The sequence below is a fragment of the uncultured Kordia sp. genome (assembly GCF_947496985.1).
GTDB lineage: Bacteria > Bacteroidota > Bacteroidia > Flavobacteriales > Flavobacteriaceae > Kordia.
In genome coordinates this window covers 233,347-250,382 of the sequence record NZ_CANMEZ010000002.1, presented here as the reverse complement: position 1 = coordinate 250,382, position 17,036 = coordinate 233,347, and the positions used below count along the sequence as shown (strand labels likewise).

Genomic DNA, 17,036 nt, shown 5'->3' with positions numbered 1-17,036 from the left:
GAAAGATGAGCGAAAAAGCGAACTATTTAGTTCGCTTTTTCTTTGTTTGCGAGGTCGTAAGCTGGGACCTGTAAAAAGTATTTCATAAAGTTACGGTAAAACCATAAAATGTTAAAAATTAGATAACTGTGTTGAGTAATTCTAGAAGAAATAAAAATTAACATTCGCCGAACTGTTTAATAGTGACGATGAAGTGCAGTTTTCTTTAGATGGTTTAGAAGTCATATTTCTTTAATTTTAACAATAGCTTCGAACCCCCAAATCACAATATTATGAGAGGAAAACTGCCATTAACTCTTATGTTCATACTTTTCTGTTATGCCAAATCTTTTGCGCAATGCAACGGTATTAATAATAATGCCTGTTCTACAGCAGCACCAACAGTCATTGGAAATAGTATAACATGTACACCACCCGTAAGTCAAAGAGGAAGAAGAAATTTTTTAGTTACTGGTATGGTTGCAGGCGCAACCTACAGAGCTTCTAATTGCGGTTCTGGATTTGATACACAAATGACTATTAGAGACGCTTCAGGGAATTTTGTAGGATTTAATGATGATGATGGTCCCGCATGTGGAGGACAAGAAGCATCAATTGATTTTACTCCAACAGCAAATGGGAATTATCGATTTCACTTAAATAGATTTAATTGTTCTACAGCAAGCAACGTTTTAAATGGAGACATTGTTGTAACACTTCTAAGTTTGCCGACAGCTCCTTCAAATGATGATTGTACTAACGCAATTTCACTGAGTGTAAGTTCATCAGATACTTGTACAACGCTTGTTTCTGGAACTACAACACTAGCGACGCAATCAATAGCAGCTATAAGTTGTAATAGTTTTACAGGAGATGCAGATGATGATGTTTGGTATAGCTTTGTTGCTACCGCAGAAAACCATGATATTACAGTAACACCTGGTACTCTAAATGATTTAGTGTTAGACTTACGATCAGGTGCTTGTGATGGTGCAAATATTGATTGTGCTGATGCAACAACAGGAGGTAATGATGAAGTTATAAATGCAACCGGACTTACGATTGGAGACACATATTATGTAAGAGTATATAGCTTTGATGATGTTACTGATGCCGGCACATTTGATATATGTGTAACAACGCCACCGCAACCACCAGCAAATGATGATTGTAACGATGCAACTTCACTAAGTGTAAGTCCAACAGATACTTGTGTAACAAGTGTTAGTGGAACTACTGAAAATGCAACGCAAAGTATAGCCGCAATTACATGCAATGGGGCAACAGGAAACTCAGATGATGATGTTTGGTATAGCTTTGTTGCTACCGCAGAAAGTCATGATATCACAGTAACTCCAGGAACTATTAGAAATGTTGTAGTAGATTTACGATCAGGCGTATGTGATGGTTCTAATATAGATTGCGCAAATGATACAGGAGGTGGAAATGTTGAAGTATTAGACGCAACAGGATTATCCATAGGAACTACATATTATGTGCGTGTCTACAGTAATGGAGGAGCAATTAGAGCTGGTACTTTTGATATATGTATAACAACACCACCGCAACCACCAGCAAATGACGATTGTACTGCTGCGGAAGTATTAAGTGTAAGCCCAAACAGTACATGTACAACAAGTGTTAGCGGAACTACAGAAAATGCAACACAAACTATAGGAGCTATAAATTGTAACGGTTTTACAGGAGATGCAGATGATGATGTTTGGTATAGTTTTGTAGCAACAACTACAAGTCATGATATTACAGTAACACCAGGAACAATAGATGATATCGTATTAGACCTAAGGTCAGGAACTTGTAACGGTACTAATATTACTTGTGCAGATAATACCTCTGGAGGCAATGCTGAAGTTATCAATGCAACTGGATTAACCCTTGGAACTACGTATTATGTACGTGTATATAGCTATGGGAGTACAGGCGAAGGTACATTTGATATATGTGTAACAACACCAGTTCCAACAATTGGAGTTTGTGAACCAGTTACAGATACTCCGGACACAATGTATATAGAAGAAGTTGCTTTTTTAGGAACTTTAGAAGATGTAACAAATGCAAGTTCAGGTTTTGGTTCAGGTTATCAAGACTTTACTGGATTAGCAACATTATCAAGACAAGTAGAAGGTGAAGGTATTAATGTATCTGTGGTAGCAACTTTCAGATGTAGATGGAAAGCTTGGGTAGATTGGGATCAAGATGATGTATTTGACGAAACTACGGAAGAAGTATATGATTCAGGTTTCGTTTCAACCACCACTACCACTTTTGGCTTTATAATTCCACTAGGAACGGCAGCAGGAGATTACAGAATCCGAATCCGAAATTATACAGGATTTGACTATTCTATATTAGATTATGATATTTCGTATGATTTTAATCCATGTGAAGATTTTAACGATACAGGAATTACTATTGATGAATTAGGTGAAGCAGAAGATTATCTTTTTACTGTAGAACCGTATTGTGATGCCGTCATCACAAGTGTAACAGATGGTGAAACATGTGGAACAGGGACTGTAGATTTATCCGTGACAGCATCTGGTACACCATCGATTACTGAGTACAGATGGTATGATGCTGAAACAGGAGGGAACTTAGAAGCAACAACAACAGTTGGTAATTGGACAACACCATCAATTTCAACAACAACAACATATTATGTTACAGCATTCAATGGAACTTGTGAATCATGGGTACGTGAACCAGTTGTAGCACAGTTTAACCCTGTACCTGTATTAACAGTAACTCCAGATGTTCCAGAAAGAATCGTTTGCGGAGAAAATGACATGTTAGAAATAAGTGCTGTAGGAGATATTGACGACGTATTTATAATTGATGAAGATTTTGAATCAGGAGGATTAGGAGTATTTAGTAATGTTACTATAATAGACAATGGAGCAACTGTAAATGCGCGTAGCGAATGGCAAAATCAAACAAGTACATTTGTACCAAGTGAAGAAGTATGGTTTCCAGCAATCTCATCAGGTTTCGGAACAGATCAGTTTGTAATGAGTAACTCAGATGTTGGAGCTGACGGATTTGGAACTTCATACATTGTCAATCATGCCTTGCAAACTACAACATCATACGATACAGCAGACTTCTCAAACTTGACACTAACGTTTGATTGTTTTTACTCTCATTATTTAGAAGATGGTGTTGGAGGCGCAGATGATTATTTCACAATAGAAGTATCAACAGACGGAACTAATTGGACAGCAATTACATCAAACATTATAGCTGATGTTGGAATTGGAACAAAATTTGAAAACCTATCATATGACCTAACAGCGTATGTGGATCAACCAACATTAAGTGTACGTATACGTTTTTATGCAGAATGGTCAGATGGTATTGCAGTTGATAACATAAAACTATTTGGAGACAAAGATGTAAGTGTCGTAGATTGGACAACAACACCATCTGGAGTGGTAGATTTATTTATAGATACAGACAGTGATGGAATAGGAGATACACCATATGTTTCAGGAAGTTATGCAACGGTATATGCAATGCCAACACTAACGCAATTAGAACTAGCAATGTATTCCTTTACAATTAATGCAAACCTATCTAATGGATGTGGAGCAGCAAGCTACGATTTTGATATCACGAACAATACAAGAGTTTTTGATAGTGGTGTTGATGTTTGGGAAACAGCTTCCAATTGGGCTCAAAATATGGTGCCTACTTCAGACGATTGTGTTATCATAAAAGATAATGGACTAACGTTTGATACTACAATTTCAGGAATTGCACTGGCTAAAAATGTAACTGTGAAAAATGGAGCACATCTAGAAATGGACGCGAACTCCTCACTAACAGTAACGGATTGGATTACTGTAGAATCTGGTGGTACATTAAATGTAAATAATAACGCAAATCTAATTCAAGTTACAGATGTAACAACCAACAACAATACAGGAAATATCAACATGCACCGAACAGTAACAGGACTTAACAGTACTGACTACATATACTGGTCATCAGCAGTAGAAGGGTTTGATGTGTCAAATGTTTCTCCAGGAACACAACCTTGGTATATATACCAATGGATTCCTACGGTTTCAGGAAATGGAGCAGGAAATTATGGAGAATGGCAAAGCGCATCTGGTAGCATGGGAATAGGAAACGGATATATCATAAGAGGATTATCTGGAACCAGTGTAGCAAATACAGCTGAATTTGTTGGACGTCCAAACAATGGAATTATCAACACCACAGTAACTAGAGGTTCGTATACAGGAGCTGATTATCCAGGATATGGTTCTACAATGGCAACCAATCTAGATGATAACTGGAATTTAATAGGAAACCCTTACCCATCGGCAATCTCAGCAGATGCATTCATAACTACGAATGCGTCTATAATTACAGACGATACAAATCCAGGAACTATTACAGGAACTGTATATCTGTGGAGACATTTAAGTGCACCAAGTGATGCGTATGGAGATCAATTTTATAGTAACTATGCATACAATTACAATGCAGATGATTACATTCAGTACAACAGTACAGGTTCAAACCCTATTGGATTCAATGGAAACATTGCAGCAGGACAAGCATTCTTTGTGCTAATGGATGACGCAGCACCAGCATCTACAACAATTGAATTCAACAATTCTATGCGAGGAGTTACCTATACAAATGATCAATTTTACCGACCAAGTGGTAATGAAATACAAGGTCAAATAGAAGAAAGTACACCAATTGAGAAAAACAGAATTTGGTTAGATATCATCGCACCAAATAATACAGCATTCTCAACATTAGTTGGATATATTACTGGAGCATCTAATGATAAGGACAGGCTATTTGATGGAGACAATCTAAGTAGTGCACCACTTCAAATCTATTCAATGATAGGTAATGAAAAAATGTCAATTCAAGGAAAAGCATTACCTTTTGAAGATTCGGATATCATACCATTAGGAATCAAAACGCCTACAACCGGAAACTACTCTGTGGCAATCAATGCTGTTGACGGACTCTTTGAAAATACATCGCAAGATATCTTTCTAGAAGATGTATACACAGGTGAAATACATGATTTACGTGTAGCTCCTTATAGTTTTTCTACGGATAGAGGAACCTTTGAAGATCGTTTTGTATTACGATTCATTGACACCAGTACACTAAGTGTAGATGAGTTTGAATCAAATACTGGGATTGTAATTTATACGGCAGACGATCAAATCAAAATCAATTCTTTCAAAAATCAAATAGAAGAAATTATAGTATATGACATTCTAGGAAAACGATTAATAAATGTAAAAGATGTAAATCAAAACAAGTATAACATCACGCAATTAAAGCGAACATACAGCCCATTAATTGTAAAAGTGATGCTTCGTAATGGAAAACAAAAAATACAAAAAGTCATTCACTAAAAATCAAAGTATAATTAAGAATAGAAATGAAAGCTTTTCGCAGTAATGTGAGAAGCTTTTATCATATACTGAAATATTACAATAATGCTATAAAAGCGAACAAATTCAATAAAATAATAGCTAGAACTAAAATTGTCAGTAAAAACTACAAACCAAAACACATAGAAATACGGGTTGCTAAATACAAAAGGTTCGCTTACTTTTATGGAAAATCAAAACCAAGCATGTTAAGCAATACCATCAAAGAACTTTCTACGACGATACTCAACAATCAATCAAATTTTGAAACGACAAAAAATGCTATTGACGAAATTCATAAACATTACTTAGAAACGACTAAAATTGAAGACTTTGGTGAATCTATGCAACACATGGCAGCGGTTCCAACAGCAAGTGGTATGGCATTATCGCTTAACCATGCAGCAGCATGCTTGCTAGACTATAGAAGAACTGCAAAATTTCTCCGCGGAATGGTATCACTCATTCGTGAACAACAACAACAACAACCAAACGAAATTATCAATATATTCTATGCAGGTTGCGGACCATACGCACCATTCATAACCTTAGTAGCACCATTGTTCAAAGCTTCAGAAGTACAATTTTCACTCTTGGAAATCAACGCAGCTTCCATACAAATGGCGCAAAATTTAATCAAGAGTTTAGAATTAACGGACTACGTACAAGAATATCACACAGCAGATGCGGTAACGTTTCAAATTCCTGATGCAAAAAAATACCACATTCTATTCAGTGAAACCTTAGACGCTCTACTGTATAGAGAATCGTATGTGCCAATCTTATGGAACATGTTGCCACAACTTGATGAAAACTGTGCTATCATTCCAAACAATGTCATAGTACAAGCAAGTATGACGTATCCAAAAAGCGAAACAGAAGAAATACGAAAAGAAAAAGAAGCTGCTGTCATTCTAAATGTTCGTGAAGCTGTAAAAGTAAATGACGGAAGCAAATCACTACCAGAAGAATTCACACCTGTAACAATCAATCTAAGTGGTGATGAAAAATACTATTCTATGGTTGTAGATACCAAAGTGCAAATACAAGGTGATTTATGGTTGTCTAGAAACGAATCATCACTAAGTATTCCACTTGAAATGGAAATCGCTTATCCGTTAGATGCACCAAACGTTACTTTTTTCTATCAACTCAAGCCATCTGTTGAACTAAAATTAAAAAACTAAACTTTTCAACGCTATAAGTTTAGGGAAGCCAATAAATTCTCTTAACTTTTTTGGTTTGTTTTTGTGTCAATACAAAAATGAACATTACTAAAAAAGTTATGAAATAGTAATGGAGTGACAACTACGAAAACGTTATCATTCAAAAATCACACAAAAATATTTGCATCTTCCTTTTGGAAGCCGTTAATTTGTGTAAAATAGTTCATACCTATACTGTCGTTATCAAGAAAGGCCGAGGGAATAGACCCGCTGAAGCCTTAGCAACCCTTTACATTTAAAGAAGGTGCTACGTTCTACTGTACTATACAGATAGATAACAAAAGAGAAATTCTCATCATTTCCTCACACTTTTTTGATACACATAATTATTTGGGCGTTACCCTAACGGGTCAGGCTATTCGCTATATCTTTTTAAAAGATAACGTCTTTGCGAGAATTTGTGAAAATTCGGGGCAATCTGTACATTTCATAATCAGATTACTTCGTAAAATTTCTTCGTAATCACGTGCCAAAATTTTTTAAAAAGGATGTCGCTGCTATCCTTAACGCCGAAGTAAAAGGTACTTAATAAATAAAAGCAAAGGTCACTGAGTGTATCGAAGTGAAAAGAAACAATGAAAAATATCTGGAACGAAATAGAAAAACGAATCTTAGTCTTAGATGGAGCTATGGGAACCATGCTACAAGCATACAAATTCACGGAAGCCGATTTCCGTGGCGAACGCTTCAAAGACTATGCAACGCCATTACAAGGAAACAATGACTTACTATCCATAACGCAACCACATGCCATTAAAGAAGTACATGCAAAATACTTCGCAGCAGGTGCTGACATAGTAGAAACCAATACATTCTCAGGAACAACCATTGCAATGGCTGACTATGAAATGGAAGATTTAGTATACGAACTCAACTTCGAATCAGCAAAAATAGCGAAAGAAGTTGCAGACGAATTCACAGCAAAAGAACCGCACAAACCACGTTTTGTAGCGGGTTCTATTGGACCTACAAACCGAACGGCAAGCATGTCTCCAGATGTAAACGATCCTGGATTCAGAGCCGTAACCTTTGATGAATTACGCATCGCCTACAAACAACAAGTAGAAGCCTTACTAGATGGTGGAGTAGACATATTGTTAGTAGAAACGGTATTTGATACACTAAACGCAAAAGCGGCGCTTTTTGCAATTGAAGAAGTAAAAGCAGAAAGAAAAGTAGAAGTGCCAATAATGCTAAGTGGAACCATCACAGATGCGAGTGGACGTACCTTATCAGGACAAACTGCAGAAGCATTCTTAATCTCTGTTTCTCATATTCCATTACTATCCGTTGGGTTTAACTGTGCATTAGGTGCAAACCTGTTACAACCACACTTAGAAGCCATAGCTAACAAAACAGACTTTGCAATATCTGCACATCCAAATGCCGGATTACCAAATGCTTTTGGTGAATATGATGAGTCACCTTCCGAAATGGCAGCGCAAATAGAAGAATACCTGAAAAAGAATCTTATCAATATCATCGGAGGATGCTGCGGAACAACACCTGACCATATTACAGCAATTGCTAATGTAGCAGCAAAATATAAACCACGTACAGTAATTGTTGATTGTTAGTTAATAAAAATGAAATTATGAATATCAGCCTTTTACGCAGAATAATTAAAAAAACTTTGAAATACATGTGGAGCACAGCGGAAAGCAAAGTTTTTTTAATGTTTTCTCCGATATAATAAAATATAGGAGAAAATTCCTCGGAAAAGAATACAGCTATTATGAAAAATAAACAAACAAAATACATGCGACTTTCAGGTTTAGAACCGTTGGTTCTAAACGAAAATAGCAACTTTGTAAATGTAGGAGAACGTACAAATGTAGCAGGTTCACGTAAATTTTTGCGACTCGTTAAAGAAGAAAAATTTGATGAAGCTTTAGCAATTGCTAGGCATCAAGTAGATGGTGGTGCACAAATTATTGATATCAATATGGACGATGGTTTAATTGATGGAAAAGAAGCGATGGTAAAGTTTCTAAATCTTATAGCTGCCGAACCAGATATCTGTCGAGTCCCAATCATGATCGATAGTTCTAAATGGGAAATCATAGAAGCTGGTTTACAAGTGGTACAGGGGAAATGTGTCGTAAATTCGATATCACTAAAAGAAGGAGAAGAAAAATTTATCTGGGAAGCAACACAAATCAAACGATATGGAGCTGCCGTAATTGTCATGGCATTTGATGAGGTTGGACAAGCAGACAATTATGAAAGGCGCTTAGAAATAGTAAAACGTTCACGTGATGTATTAGTCAACAAAGTAGGATTTCCAGAAGAAGACATCATTTTCGATTTAAACATATTTCCTGTCGCAACAGGAATGGAAGAGCATCGTAAAAATGCAATCGACTTCATTGAAGCTACACGCTGGACACGTGAAAACTATCCCAACGTAAGTGTAAGTGGAGGAGTGAGTAATGTATCGTTTTCATTCAGAGGAAATAATATTGTACGTGAAGCAATGCATTCTGTATTTCTATATCATGCCATTCAAGCTGGAATGAACATGGGAATCGTAAATCCGACCATGTTGGAAGTCTATGATGATATTCCAAAAGACTTACTAGAACATGTAGAAGATGTAATTCTTGACAGAAGAGAAGATGCAACAGAGCGTTTGCTAGACTTGGCAGAATCATTCAAAGGAATTAAAAAAGCAGATACGGAAACCGTACAAGAATGGCGTAGTTATGAATTGCAAGATCGTATTACACATTCGCTTGTCAAAGGAATTGATAAATACATTGTTGAAGATGTAGAAGAAGCACGTGTAAAAGCAGAAAAACCTATAGAAGTTATAGAAGGTAACCTTATGATTGGAATGAATGTCGTTGGAGATTTATTCGGGTCAGGGAAAATGTTCCTTCCACAAGTAGTAAAATCGGCACGTGTAATGAAAAAAGCAGTTGCCTACCTAAACCCTTTTATTGAAGCTGAAAAAGGAGAACAACAACAAGCCATCGGGAAAGTATTGATGGCAACTGTAAAAGGAGATGTACACGATATTGGAAAAAATATAGTAAGTGTTGTATTAGGTTGTAATAACTACGAAATTGTAGACTTAGGTGTGATGGTTCCGCCAGAAAAAATAATAGAAACTGCGAAAGCAGAAAATGTAGATGCCATTGGATTATCAGGTTTAATAACGCCTTCATTGGATGAAATGGTATACCTAGCTAAAGAAATGGAACGTCAAAACTTAGAAATTCCATTGCTTATCGGAGGTGCTACAACTTCCAAAGCGCATACGGCTGTAAAAATTGATCCAGAATACAAAAATGCAGTAGTACATGTCAATGATGCATCAAGAGCAGTAACGGTAGTTGGAGATTTACTAAACAAGAAAAAATCAAAAGCGTATCGTGAAAAATTAAAGCAAGATTATGATGAATTTCGCGAAAAGTTCTTAAAGCGTAGAAAAGCAAAATCATACATTTCATTAGCTGATGCCAGAAAGAAAAAATATAAAATTGACTGGGAAACCAGTAACATTACAAAACCCAATGAACTAGGAATTCAGAAGTTAACACAACTCAGTTTGAAAGAATTAGTTCCATATATTGATTGGAGTCCATTCTTTAGATCGTGGGACTTACACGGACGTTATCCAGCAATCTTAACAGATGATGTGGTTGGAGAACAGGCAACACAATTATATTCGGATGCACAAGAAATGATTAAAGAAATCATTGCAAAACAATCATTAAAAGCGAAAGCAATTTTCGGATTGTTTGAAGCAAACACGATCAATGATGATGATATTTCAATTCAGAAAAAAGGAAAAGAAATAGGTATTTTCAGAACCTTACGTCAACAATTAGAGAAGAGAGCGGAAGTGCCAAATATTGCTCTAGCAGATTTCATTGCACCAAAAGAAACAGGAAAAACAGATTACATGGGTGCATTTTGTACAGCTATTTTTGGAGCTGATGAATTAGCAAATAGTTACAAAGTACAACAAGACGATTACAATGCAATTATGGCACAAGCAATTGCGGATCGATTTGCAGAAGCTTTTGCTGAATACTTACACAAACAGGTTCGAACGAAACATTGGGGATATGCATCAAATGAAGCGTTAACGAATGAAGAATTAATAAAAGAAACATACAAAGGAATTCGTCCAGCACCAGGATATCCAGCATGTCCAGATCATTTAGAAAAAGAAACCATTTGGGAATTGTTAGATGTGGAAAAAGTAATTGGTGTTTCACTAACCGAAAGTTTAGCTATGTGGCCAGCAGCAGCGGTTTCAGGATATTATTTTGGAAATGCAGAAGCTAAATATTTTGGATTGGGAAAAATTACTCAAGATCAAGTAGAAGATTTTGCAAACAGAAAAGGAATCACAATTGAAAAAGCGCAAAAATGGTTGCATCCAACCTTAGCAGATTAACGCGCGTTAGTGATAGTAGCGGCATCCTCCCGATTTGCTCGGGAGATATAGCGAATAGCACGACCGAAGGGAACGCCTGATTTAAATTAAAAATTAAGAATTGTGAATTATGGATGTTGAATTGGAATCAAGAATAAGAAACAAATTGACGAATAACAAATTCACAAATCAATAGATGAAATATAGAAAAAGAAAAATATAACAATATAGATTTCCGTTTTCACGGGAATGAAACCTAAAGGATTCAATGAAAGTAACAGATCATATAACAAAAGCTAACGGAGATACATTATTCTCTTTTGAAATATTACCACCGTTAAAAGGTCAGGATATCAAATCAATTTTTGATAATATAGATCCGTTAATGGAATACAAACCACCATTTATTGACGTAACATACCATAGAGAAGAATACACGTTTAAAGAATTGGAAAATGGTTTGTTAAAAAAACAAGTGGTAAAAAAGCGTCCAGGAACAGTTGGAATCTGTGCGGCAATTCAAAATAAATACCAAGTAGATGCCATTCCGCATATTTTGTGTGGTGGATTTACGAAAGAAGATACCGAAAATTTCTTAATTGATTTAGATTTTTTAGGAATTGACAATGTAGTAGCGCTACGTGGTGATGCAGTAAAAAGTGAGACCTATTTCAAACCTGAAAGAGACGGTCATCGATATGCTTCTGAATTGGTAAGTCAGATACAAGATCTAAACAATGGAAAATATTTAGATGAAGAATTACAAAACTCTTCCAAAACAGATTTTTGTGTAGGTGTGGCAGGTTATCCAGAAAAACATATGGAAGCACCAAGTTTAGATTCTGACATACATTTTTTAAAGAAAAAAATAAAAGCAGGCGCTGATTATATTGTCACGCAGATGTTTTTTGACAATCAAAAGTATTTTGAATTTGTTGAAAAATGTAGAGGTGAAGGCATTACGGTTCCTATAATTCCGGGATTGAAACCAATTGCAACAAAGAAACAATTGAACCTTATTCCGCATCGTTTTAAAGTAGATTTGCCAGATGATTTAATTATGGAAATTGTACGTTGTAAAGATAACAAAGAAGTGCGTCAAGTAGGTGTAGAATGGTGTATACAGCAAAGTGAAGAATTAATCAAAGCTAAAGTTCCTATTTTGCATTACTATTCTATGGGAAGATCAAGTAATATTGAAGCTATTGCTAAAGCTGTATTTTAAAAACAAACATAAAAAAAGAGGAAGAATGCCTTAAATTCTTCCTCTTTAACTAAACTAACTAGCAAATTCTTATCTTTTAAAAATTGTTGGTTGGATCAAATAATCCACAATTCCAGTTTCCATAGCATCTTGTAACATCTATAGTATAGCATAAATCTCTAGACTCACAGATATAAACTGAATCTCCAAATCCACCTTTAATGGCTTTTGTGTTTAAGGTAGATACTGATGACTTTCTTAATTTTAACTTTGCAATTGATTTCTTTTTCATTTTGTGATTTTCTAAGTTTAAAATAATAGTTTTCTAAAAGTCCTGAGTAGTTGTAAATTGATACAATTGACAATTGTATTCTCCTCTACATCTTGTGTAATCAATTGTTTCACAAAAATCACGAGATTCACATACAACTTGAGATAAACCTGTTCCTCCTTTTACGGCATTCGCATTCAAGGTAGAAATAGAAGCTTTATTCAAACTAAGTTTTTGTATAGATTTTTTTTTCATGGTTAAAAGTATTTGGTTGTAATAAATATATTAAAAAGTGAGTAGCCATAAGAGAGGTTTTCCATTACTTAGGCTACGTGTTAGCTATCGTTATATAGACATATTTATAAGAAAAACTAACAAAAAAGAGAGGAATGTTAACATTCCTCTCTTTGTAAAATATATAGGGTTATCGTTGTGGATAAGGATAAATTTGACAGTAAAACTCTCCGTTACATGCTGTATAGTCTATAGTTTCACAAAAGTTTTGAGAAAGACAAAATAATGTATTTGTATCGGTTCCACCTGACAATTCATTTGCTGTTAATGTAGAAACAGCATTTTTATTTAATTTTAATTTTTGAATTGATCTTTTTTTCATGATTTACTTTTTTAGGTTAAAAATTATCGTTCGTTTCTATCGTATAATTGACAATACAGCTCTCCATTACATCTTGTAAAATCAATTGTTTCACAAATATTTACAGATTGGCAAAACAATGTGCCGCCAATAGTTCCACCTGTTAATGCGCCTGCATTTAACGTAGAAATAGAAGCTTTCTTCAATTTCAATTTTTTAAGAGACTTTTTTTTCATGATCTAAGTTTTGTGATTTAAGCTAAATATATAAAAACGAAACAGTTAGCAATAGCGGTTTTCCATTACAACAAGTAGGTGTTCCCAATAGTATTTTTATAAAATAAAATAATAAACAAAAAGAGACCGTCTTTCTAGACAGCCTCTTTTTGTTTAAAATATAAAATCATTTTTATGAAATTCTTGATTTTATAGATACATATTTTCCGTTATAAGTTGCATAATTTATCGCTTTACAGAAGCTTCAAAACTTTTTTGAATATAATATTTCATATTAAATTTGGAAACTGCCGCTTAGTAATAAACCATCATTTAAAACAACTGTAGTTACTTAACTTGTATGAGGGCTATAAATTTGACATTGATTTTCTCCAAAGCACTTTGTAAAATCTTTAGTTTCACAAAAGTTAACAGATATACAGTATATATCTACATTACTAGGCTCGTTACCTCCTGTAACTGTTTTTGCTCTTAACATTGCAATTGATGATTTTTTTAATTTTAACGTGTTCATTAACTTCTTTTTCATAATTTAAAATTTTTTGTTCAAAACAAAGGTAAGAAGTAAAACTTGTTAGTTATGAAGTGTTTACGTTATAATTTGTAGGTTATAACTGTATTTTTTATTTTTTAGTATAGTTAAATTAACATTTGTTATTTACATTAGATCTTGTCAAGATGTAAAAAGTTGTCCATTAAAAAACTACATTTGTCTTCCCTATGAAAAAGATTGTTTTTGTTTTATTCCTTTTCACTGTAATTGTATTTGGACAAGAAGAAAAGCCAAAGGCAGCTTCTATTGATATCAACTATTTTACAGGAAACATTGTACGTCACAATGATGATATTCTGCACTTAATTACGGGGCATCCAGAAGGTTTTATCATAAGCTACAATCAGAAAACATTTGGGTACGATGATTGGTCACAATATTTTAACTATCCTGATTATGGAGTTTCATTAAGTTATCAAAATCTACAAAATGAATACTTAGGGAAAAATGTTGCATTATATGCACATTACAATTTTTACTTTTTAAAGCGAAACCTAATGCTCCGTATCGGACAAGGTTTAGCATATACAAACAATCCGTACGATAAAAAAGACAACTTTCGAAACATTGCATTTGGTTCACGTTTGATGAGTAGTACCTATTTGATGTTCAATTACAAAAAAGAAAATCTATTCAAACGATTTGGTATTCAGGCAGGTTTGTCATTCATTCATTATTCAAACGCCAATGTAAAAGCACCAAATACGAGTATCAATACATTAGCGTTTAATATAGGTGTTAATTATAATTTAGAAGATACTTCATTAATTGAATACCAAGAAAATGAAGTTACATCAAACTTTAAAGAACCTGTAAAATTCAACTTTGTATTGCGTGCAGGAATCAACGAAAGTGATGCTATTGGAAGCGGTCAATATGGTTTTTATATATTTTCTGCCTACGCAGATAAACGTTTAGGGCGCAAAAGCGCAATTCAATTAGGAACAGAAGTATTCTTTTCTAACTTTTTAAAAGAATGGATTCGATACCGATCGATAGCGTTTCCTAATGGAGAAATTAAAGGTGATGAAGATTACAAACGTGTTGGTGTATTTGCAGGGCATGAGTTATTCATCAATAAACTTTCTGTCATCACCCAATTAGGGTACTATGTTTACTATCCTGCAGACTTTGAAGGACGTACTTATATTCGTGTTGGAATGAAACGATATTTTGGTAAAAAATGGTTTGCAGCACTTACACTCAAATCACATGCTGCAAAGGCAGAAGCAGTTGAATTTGGTATCGGAATCCGATTGTAAAGTCATATTACTGTAACAGTTACATATTCGCATACTCTTTACAATAACAATCAAAAAGTAAAGGCATGAAAAAAAGAACGTGTACAATACTATTGTTCTTGTTTCTATTTCAATTAGGAATGGCACAATTGGCTCCAGAAGAAAATAACACAAAAAAACCAAGAACATAAAAAAGGAAAGACAAGCACTTAAAGGAATCCTTTTAGGAGTTCATGGCGCACGAGAAACCATGATAGATATAGGATATTTTTATTATGATTGGATAGAAATGGCATCCTCAAAAATACCAATTATTGGCGGAACAGGATATTCAATATCTACAGAGCATTACATAAATCAAGATTATATTATAGCACCAAAAGCGGCGATATGGTCAAATATTTGGTATATAAATGTAGGAATCAGTACACCTTGGTATTTTGATATGAAAAAAAATAACAGTCTACGTGTACGTCCTGAAATCGGAATTGGTTCAGGTGATTTTAAACTTACATATGCACTTAATATGGCAGTTACAAATAAAGACATGCCCAATGTTAGTAAACATATGGCTTCTTTAATTTTCTTTTTAAATTTCAACAAGAAAGCGCGTAAGAATAAAATAAAATGGTGGTAATGTATACTAATCAAGTTATTCTTATAAAAAAATAAGTTAGTTTTGAATAAAAAATTAAAGAACGCTGAATGTTGAAGAAACTATATTTTATAGTATTGCTAGCTATTTGTATTGCTTGTGATAAAGAAGATGCGAACAATTGTTTTCAAACTTCCGGGAATCTAATTACGGAAGAAATTACTATGAATACATTCTCTAAAATAGAAGTGAATGAAGATATTAATTTAGTTGTAAAAGAAGGTGCAATACAAGAAGTTATCATAGAAACTGGTGCGAATTTGATAAATGATGTTGAAGCAAAAGTAATAGGAGATACGTTGTTTTTGTTTGATAATAATGATTGTAATTATGTACGTGATTACGGAATTACAACCATTTATGTGACCTCACCAAATATTACTGAAATCAATAGTAAAACCCAGTTTGAAGTGCGTTCAGATGGAATTCTTACGTTTCCAGAACTCAAATTGGTTTCTGAAAATTTTACAAATGAAAGTGTAGCTTCAGGAAACTTTAACTTACAAGTGCAAAATCAGGAAGTGACCGTTACTTTTAATAATTTATCAAACCTTTTCATTTCAGGAAGTACTACTGTATTTGATATAAATTTCCCTGGAGGAAATTCACGTGTTGAAGCGGAAAACCTTGTTGCTGATACAGTTTCTATATTCTCTCGCGGAAGCAATGATATTATCATCAATCCACAGGTGAAACTTTCAGGAAATATATATGGTACAGGAGATGTTATTGCTGTAAACAAACCAACAGAAGTCACATTAACAAGTCATTATACAGGAAGCTTAATTTTTAATTAAATGAGATTATTGAGTTTTGTAATTGTCTTTTTCAGGTAAATGTGTCGTAAAATCCACATCATATTTTTCCCTTATATTATAATTCAGAACACCATCTTTTTGGAATGAATCTAATCTCTTTAATTTTTCTGTAGGAGAATCCTCTGTCATTCGCATTATTTGATGTCCATACTTTTCTATTTTTTCATTATAAAAAACCAAACAATTATACAGACAATCAGGTTTAAAGCTTTTAAAAAATAGAAACTTACGTTTCGGTTTTTTTCTATATAAATTAACTGTTAAGTCATACATAAATCGTTCAATAAAACTAATTTCTAAAACAAGAGAACCTTCTAAGCATTGTTTTTCCGCTTTTAAATAGTAAGATTCATCAGCGTATTTTCTTTGCGTTTCTTTAATAATTCTCCAATTCATAATTATGTTTAACGTATATATAACAAGGATTTCTGCCATT

14 protein-coding genes and 1 riboswitch are annotated in these 17,036 nt (G+C 34.1%); of the genes, 8 read left to right on the top strand and 6 right to left on the bottom strand.

The window, feature by feature from the left end; all coding sequences use genetic code 11:
- Positions 1 to 272: 272 nt before the first annotated feature.
- The 5 genes from Q0828_RS06035 (at position 273) to metF (ending at position 12,252) form a co-directional block, all read left to right on the top strand.
- Positions 273 to 5,393, top strand: a complete 5,121-nt coding sequence (locus Q0828_RS06035) for a GEVED domain-containing protein (protein ID WP_298418568.1) — start codon at positions 273 to 275, stop codon at positions 5,391 to 5,393.
- A gap of 224 nt (positions 5,394 to 5,617) precedes the next feature.
- The gene (locus Q0828_RS06030; RefSeq protein WP_298418566.1) at positions 5,618 to 6,598 is read left to right on the top strand and encodes a phytanoyl-CoA dioxygenase; all 981 of its coding nucleotides are present in this window, start codon (positions 5,618 to 5,620) and stop codon (positions 6,596 to 6,598) included.
- A gap of 216 nt (positions 6,599 to 6,814) precedes the next feature.
- Positions 6,815 to 6,918: riboswitch (SAM riboswitch) on the top strand.
- Positions 6,919 to 7,212: 294 nt separating this feature from the next.
- Complete coding sequence (locus tag Q0828_RS06025) at positions 7,213 to 8,214, top strand: homocysteine S-methyltransferase family protein (RefSeq protein WP_298418565.1); 1,002 nt, start codon at positions 7,213 to 7,215, stop codon at positions 8,212 to 8,214.
- Between the two features lie 158 nt (positions 8,215 to 8,372).
- A complete protein-coding gene (gene metH, locus Q0828_RS06020) occupies positions 8,373 to 11,048 on the top strand; it encodes a methionine synthase (RefSeq protein ID WP_298418564.1) in 2,676 nt (891 codons plus the stop codon).
- A gap of 247 nt (positions 11,049 to 11,295) precedes the next feature.
- On the top strand, positions 11,296 to 12,252 hold the full coding sequence (metF, locus tag Q0828_RS06015) for a methylenetetrahydrofolate reductase [NAD(P)H] (protein WP_298418562.1): 957 nt from the start codon (positions 11,296 to 11,298) through the stop codon (positions 12,250 to 12,252).
- 76 nt (positions 12,253 to 12,328) lie between these two features.
- On the opposite strand, the gene Q0828_RS06010 is transcribed toward metF, so the two are convergent.
- The 5 genes from Q0828_RS06010 to Q0828_RS05990 all read right to left on the bottom strand — a co-directional run bounded on the left by Q0828_RS06010 (position 12,329) and on the right by Q0828_RS05990 (position 13,862).
- A complete protein-coding gene (locus Q0828_RS06010) occupies positions 12,329 to 12,523 on the bottom strand; it encodes a hypothetical protein (RefSeq protein WP_298418560.1) in 195 nt (64 codons plus the stop codon).
- A 33-nt stretch (positions 12,524 to 12,556) separates the two neighbouring features.
- Positions 12,557 to 12,757, bottom strand: coding sequence for a hypothetical protein (locus Q0828_RS06005; RefSeq protein ID WP_298418559.1), 201 nt, complete (start codon positions 12,755 to 12,757; stop codon positions 12,557 to 12,559).
- A 169-nt stretch (positions 12,758 to 12,926) separates the two neighbouring features.
- Complete coding sequence (locus tag Q0828_RS06000) at positions 12,927 to 13,118, bottom strand: hypothetical protein (protein ID WP_298418557.1); 192 nt, start codon at positions 13,116 to 13,118, stop codon at positions 12,927 to 12,929.
- Positions 13,119 to 13,141: 23 nt separating this feature from the next.
- Positions 13,142 to 13,333: a hypothetical protein gene (locus Q0828_RS05995; RefSeq protein ID WP_298418555.1), complete on the bottom strand. Its 192-nt coding sequence runs from the start codon at positions 13,331 to 13,333 to the stop codon at positions 13,142 to 13,144.
- A 331-nt stretch (positions 13,334 to 13,664) separates the two neighbouring features.
- Positions 13,665 to 13,862, bottom strand: a complete 198-nt coding sequence (locus tag Q0828_RS05990) for a hypothetical protein (RefSeq protein WP_298418553.1) — start codon at positions 13,860 to 13,862, stop codon at positions 13,665 to 13,667.
- Positions 13,863 to 14,053: 191 nt separating this feature from the next.
- Between Q0828_RS05990 and Q0828_RS05985 the strand changes: the two genes are divergently transcribed.
- From Q0828_RS05985 to Q0828_RS05975, 3 genes are all read left to right on the top strand, one after another.
- Positions 14,054 to 15,148, top strand: coding sequence for an acyloxyacyl hydrolase (locus tag Q0828_RS05985; RefSeq protein ID WP_298418552.1), 1,095 nt, complete (start codon positions 14,054 to 14,056; stop codon positions 15,146 to 15,148).
- A 229-nt stretch (positions 15,149 to 15,377) separates the two neighbouring features.
- On the top strand, positions 15,378 to 15,764 hold the full coding sequence (locus Q0828_RS05980) for a hypothetical protein (protein ID WP_298418551.1): 387 nt from the start codon (positions 15,378 to 15,380) through the stop codon (positions 15,762 to 15,764).
- 68 nt (positions 15,765 to 15,832) lie between these two features.
- Positions 15,833 to 16,579: a head GIN domain-containing protein gene (locus tag Q0828_RS05975; RefSeq protein ID WP_298418550.1), complete on the top strand. Its 747-nt coding sequence runs from the start codon at positions 15,833 to 15,835 to the stop codon at positions 16,577 to 16,579.
- Positions 16,580 to 16,585: 6 nt separating this feature from the next.
- Here the strand turns inward: Q0828_RS05975 and Q0828_RS05970 are convergent, their stop codons facing one another.
- Positions 16,586 to 16,996, bottom strand: a complete 411-nt coding sequence (locus Q0828_RS05970; protein ID WP_298418549.1) for a hypothetical protein — start codon at positions 16,994 to 16,996, stop codon at positions 16,586 to 16,588.
- Positions 16,997 to 17,036 lie beyond the last annotated feature (40 nt).

What these genes read in the sequence shown, in the direction of transcription:
- Q0828_RS06005 (WP_298418559.1), bottom strand. Translation starts at nt 12,757, where the DNA reads ATGAAAAAAAAATCTATACAAAAACTTAGTTTGAATAAAGCTTCTATT.
- Q0828_RS05975 (WP_298418550.1), top strand. Translation starts at nt 15,833, where the DNA reads ATGTTGAAGAAACTATATTTTATAGTATTGCTAGCTATTTGTATTGCT.
- metF (WP_298418562.1), top strand. Translation starts at nt 11,296, where the DNA reads ATGAAAGTAACAGATCATATAACAAAAGCTAACGGAGATACATTATTC.
- Q0828_RS06035 (WP_298418568.1), top strand. Translation starts at nt 273, where the DNA reads ATGAGAGGAAAACTGCCATTAACTCTTATGTTCATACTTTTCTGTTAT.
- Q0828_RS05970 (WP_298418549.1), bottom strand. Translation starts at nt 16,996, where the DNA reads ATGAATTGGAGAATTATTAAAGAAACGCAAAGAAAATACGCTGATGAA.
- Q0828_RS06025 (WP_298418565.1), top strand. Translation starts at nt 7,213, where the DNA reads ATGAAAAATATCTGGAACGAAATAGAAAAACGAATCTTAGTCTTAGAT.
- Q0828_RS06010 (WP_298418560.1), bottom strand. Translation starts at nt 12,523, where the DNA reads ATGAAAAAGAAATCAATTGCAAAGTTAAAATTAAGAAAGTCATCAGTA.
- Q0828_RS05990 (WP_298418553.1), bottom strand. Translation starts at nt 13,862, where the DNA reads ATGAAAAAGAAGTTAATGAACACGTTAAAATTAAAAAAATCATCAATT.
- Q0828_RS06000 (WP_298418557.1), bottom strand. Translation starts at nt 13,118, where the DNA reads ATGAAAAAAAGATCAATTCAAAAATTAAAATTAAATAAAAATGCTGTT.
- Q0828_RS05980 (WP_298418551.1), top strand. Translation starts at nt 15,378, where the DNA reads ATGATAGATATAGGATATTTTTATTATGATTGGATAGAAATGGCATCC.
- Q0828_RS05985 (WP_298418552.1), top strand. Translation starts at nt 14,054, where the DNA reads ATGAAAAAGATTGTTTTTGTTTTATTCCTTTTCACTGTAATTGTATTT.
- Q0828_RS06030 (WP_298418566.1), top strand. Translation starts at nt 5,618, where the DNA reads ATGTTAAGCAATACCATCAAAGAACTTTCTACGACGATACTCAACAAT.
- metH (WP_298418564.1), top strand. Translation starts at nt 8,373, where the DNA reads ATGAAAAATAAACAAACAAAATACATGCGACTTTCAGGTTTAGAACCG.
- Q0828_RS05995 (WP_298418555.1), bottom strand. Translation starts at nt 13,333, where the DNA reads ATGAAAAAAAAGTCTCTTAAAAAATTGAAATTGAAGAAAGCTTCTATT.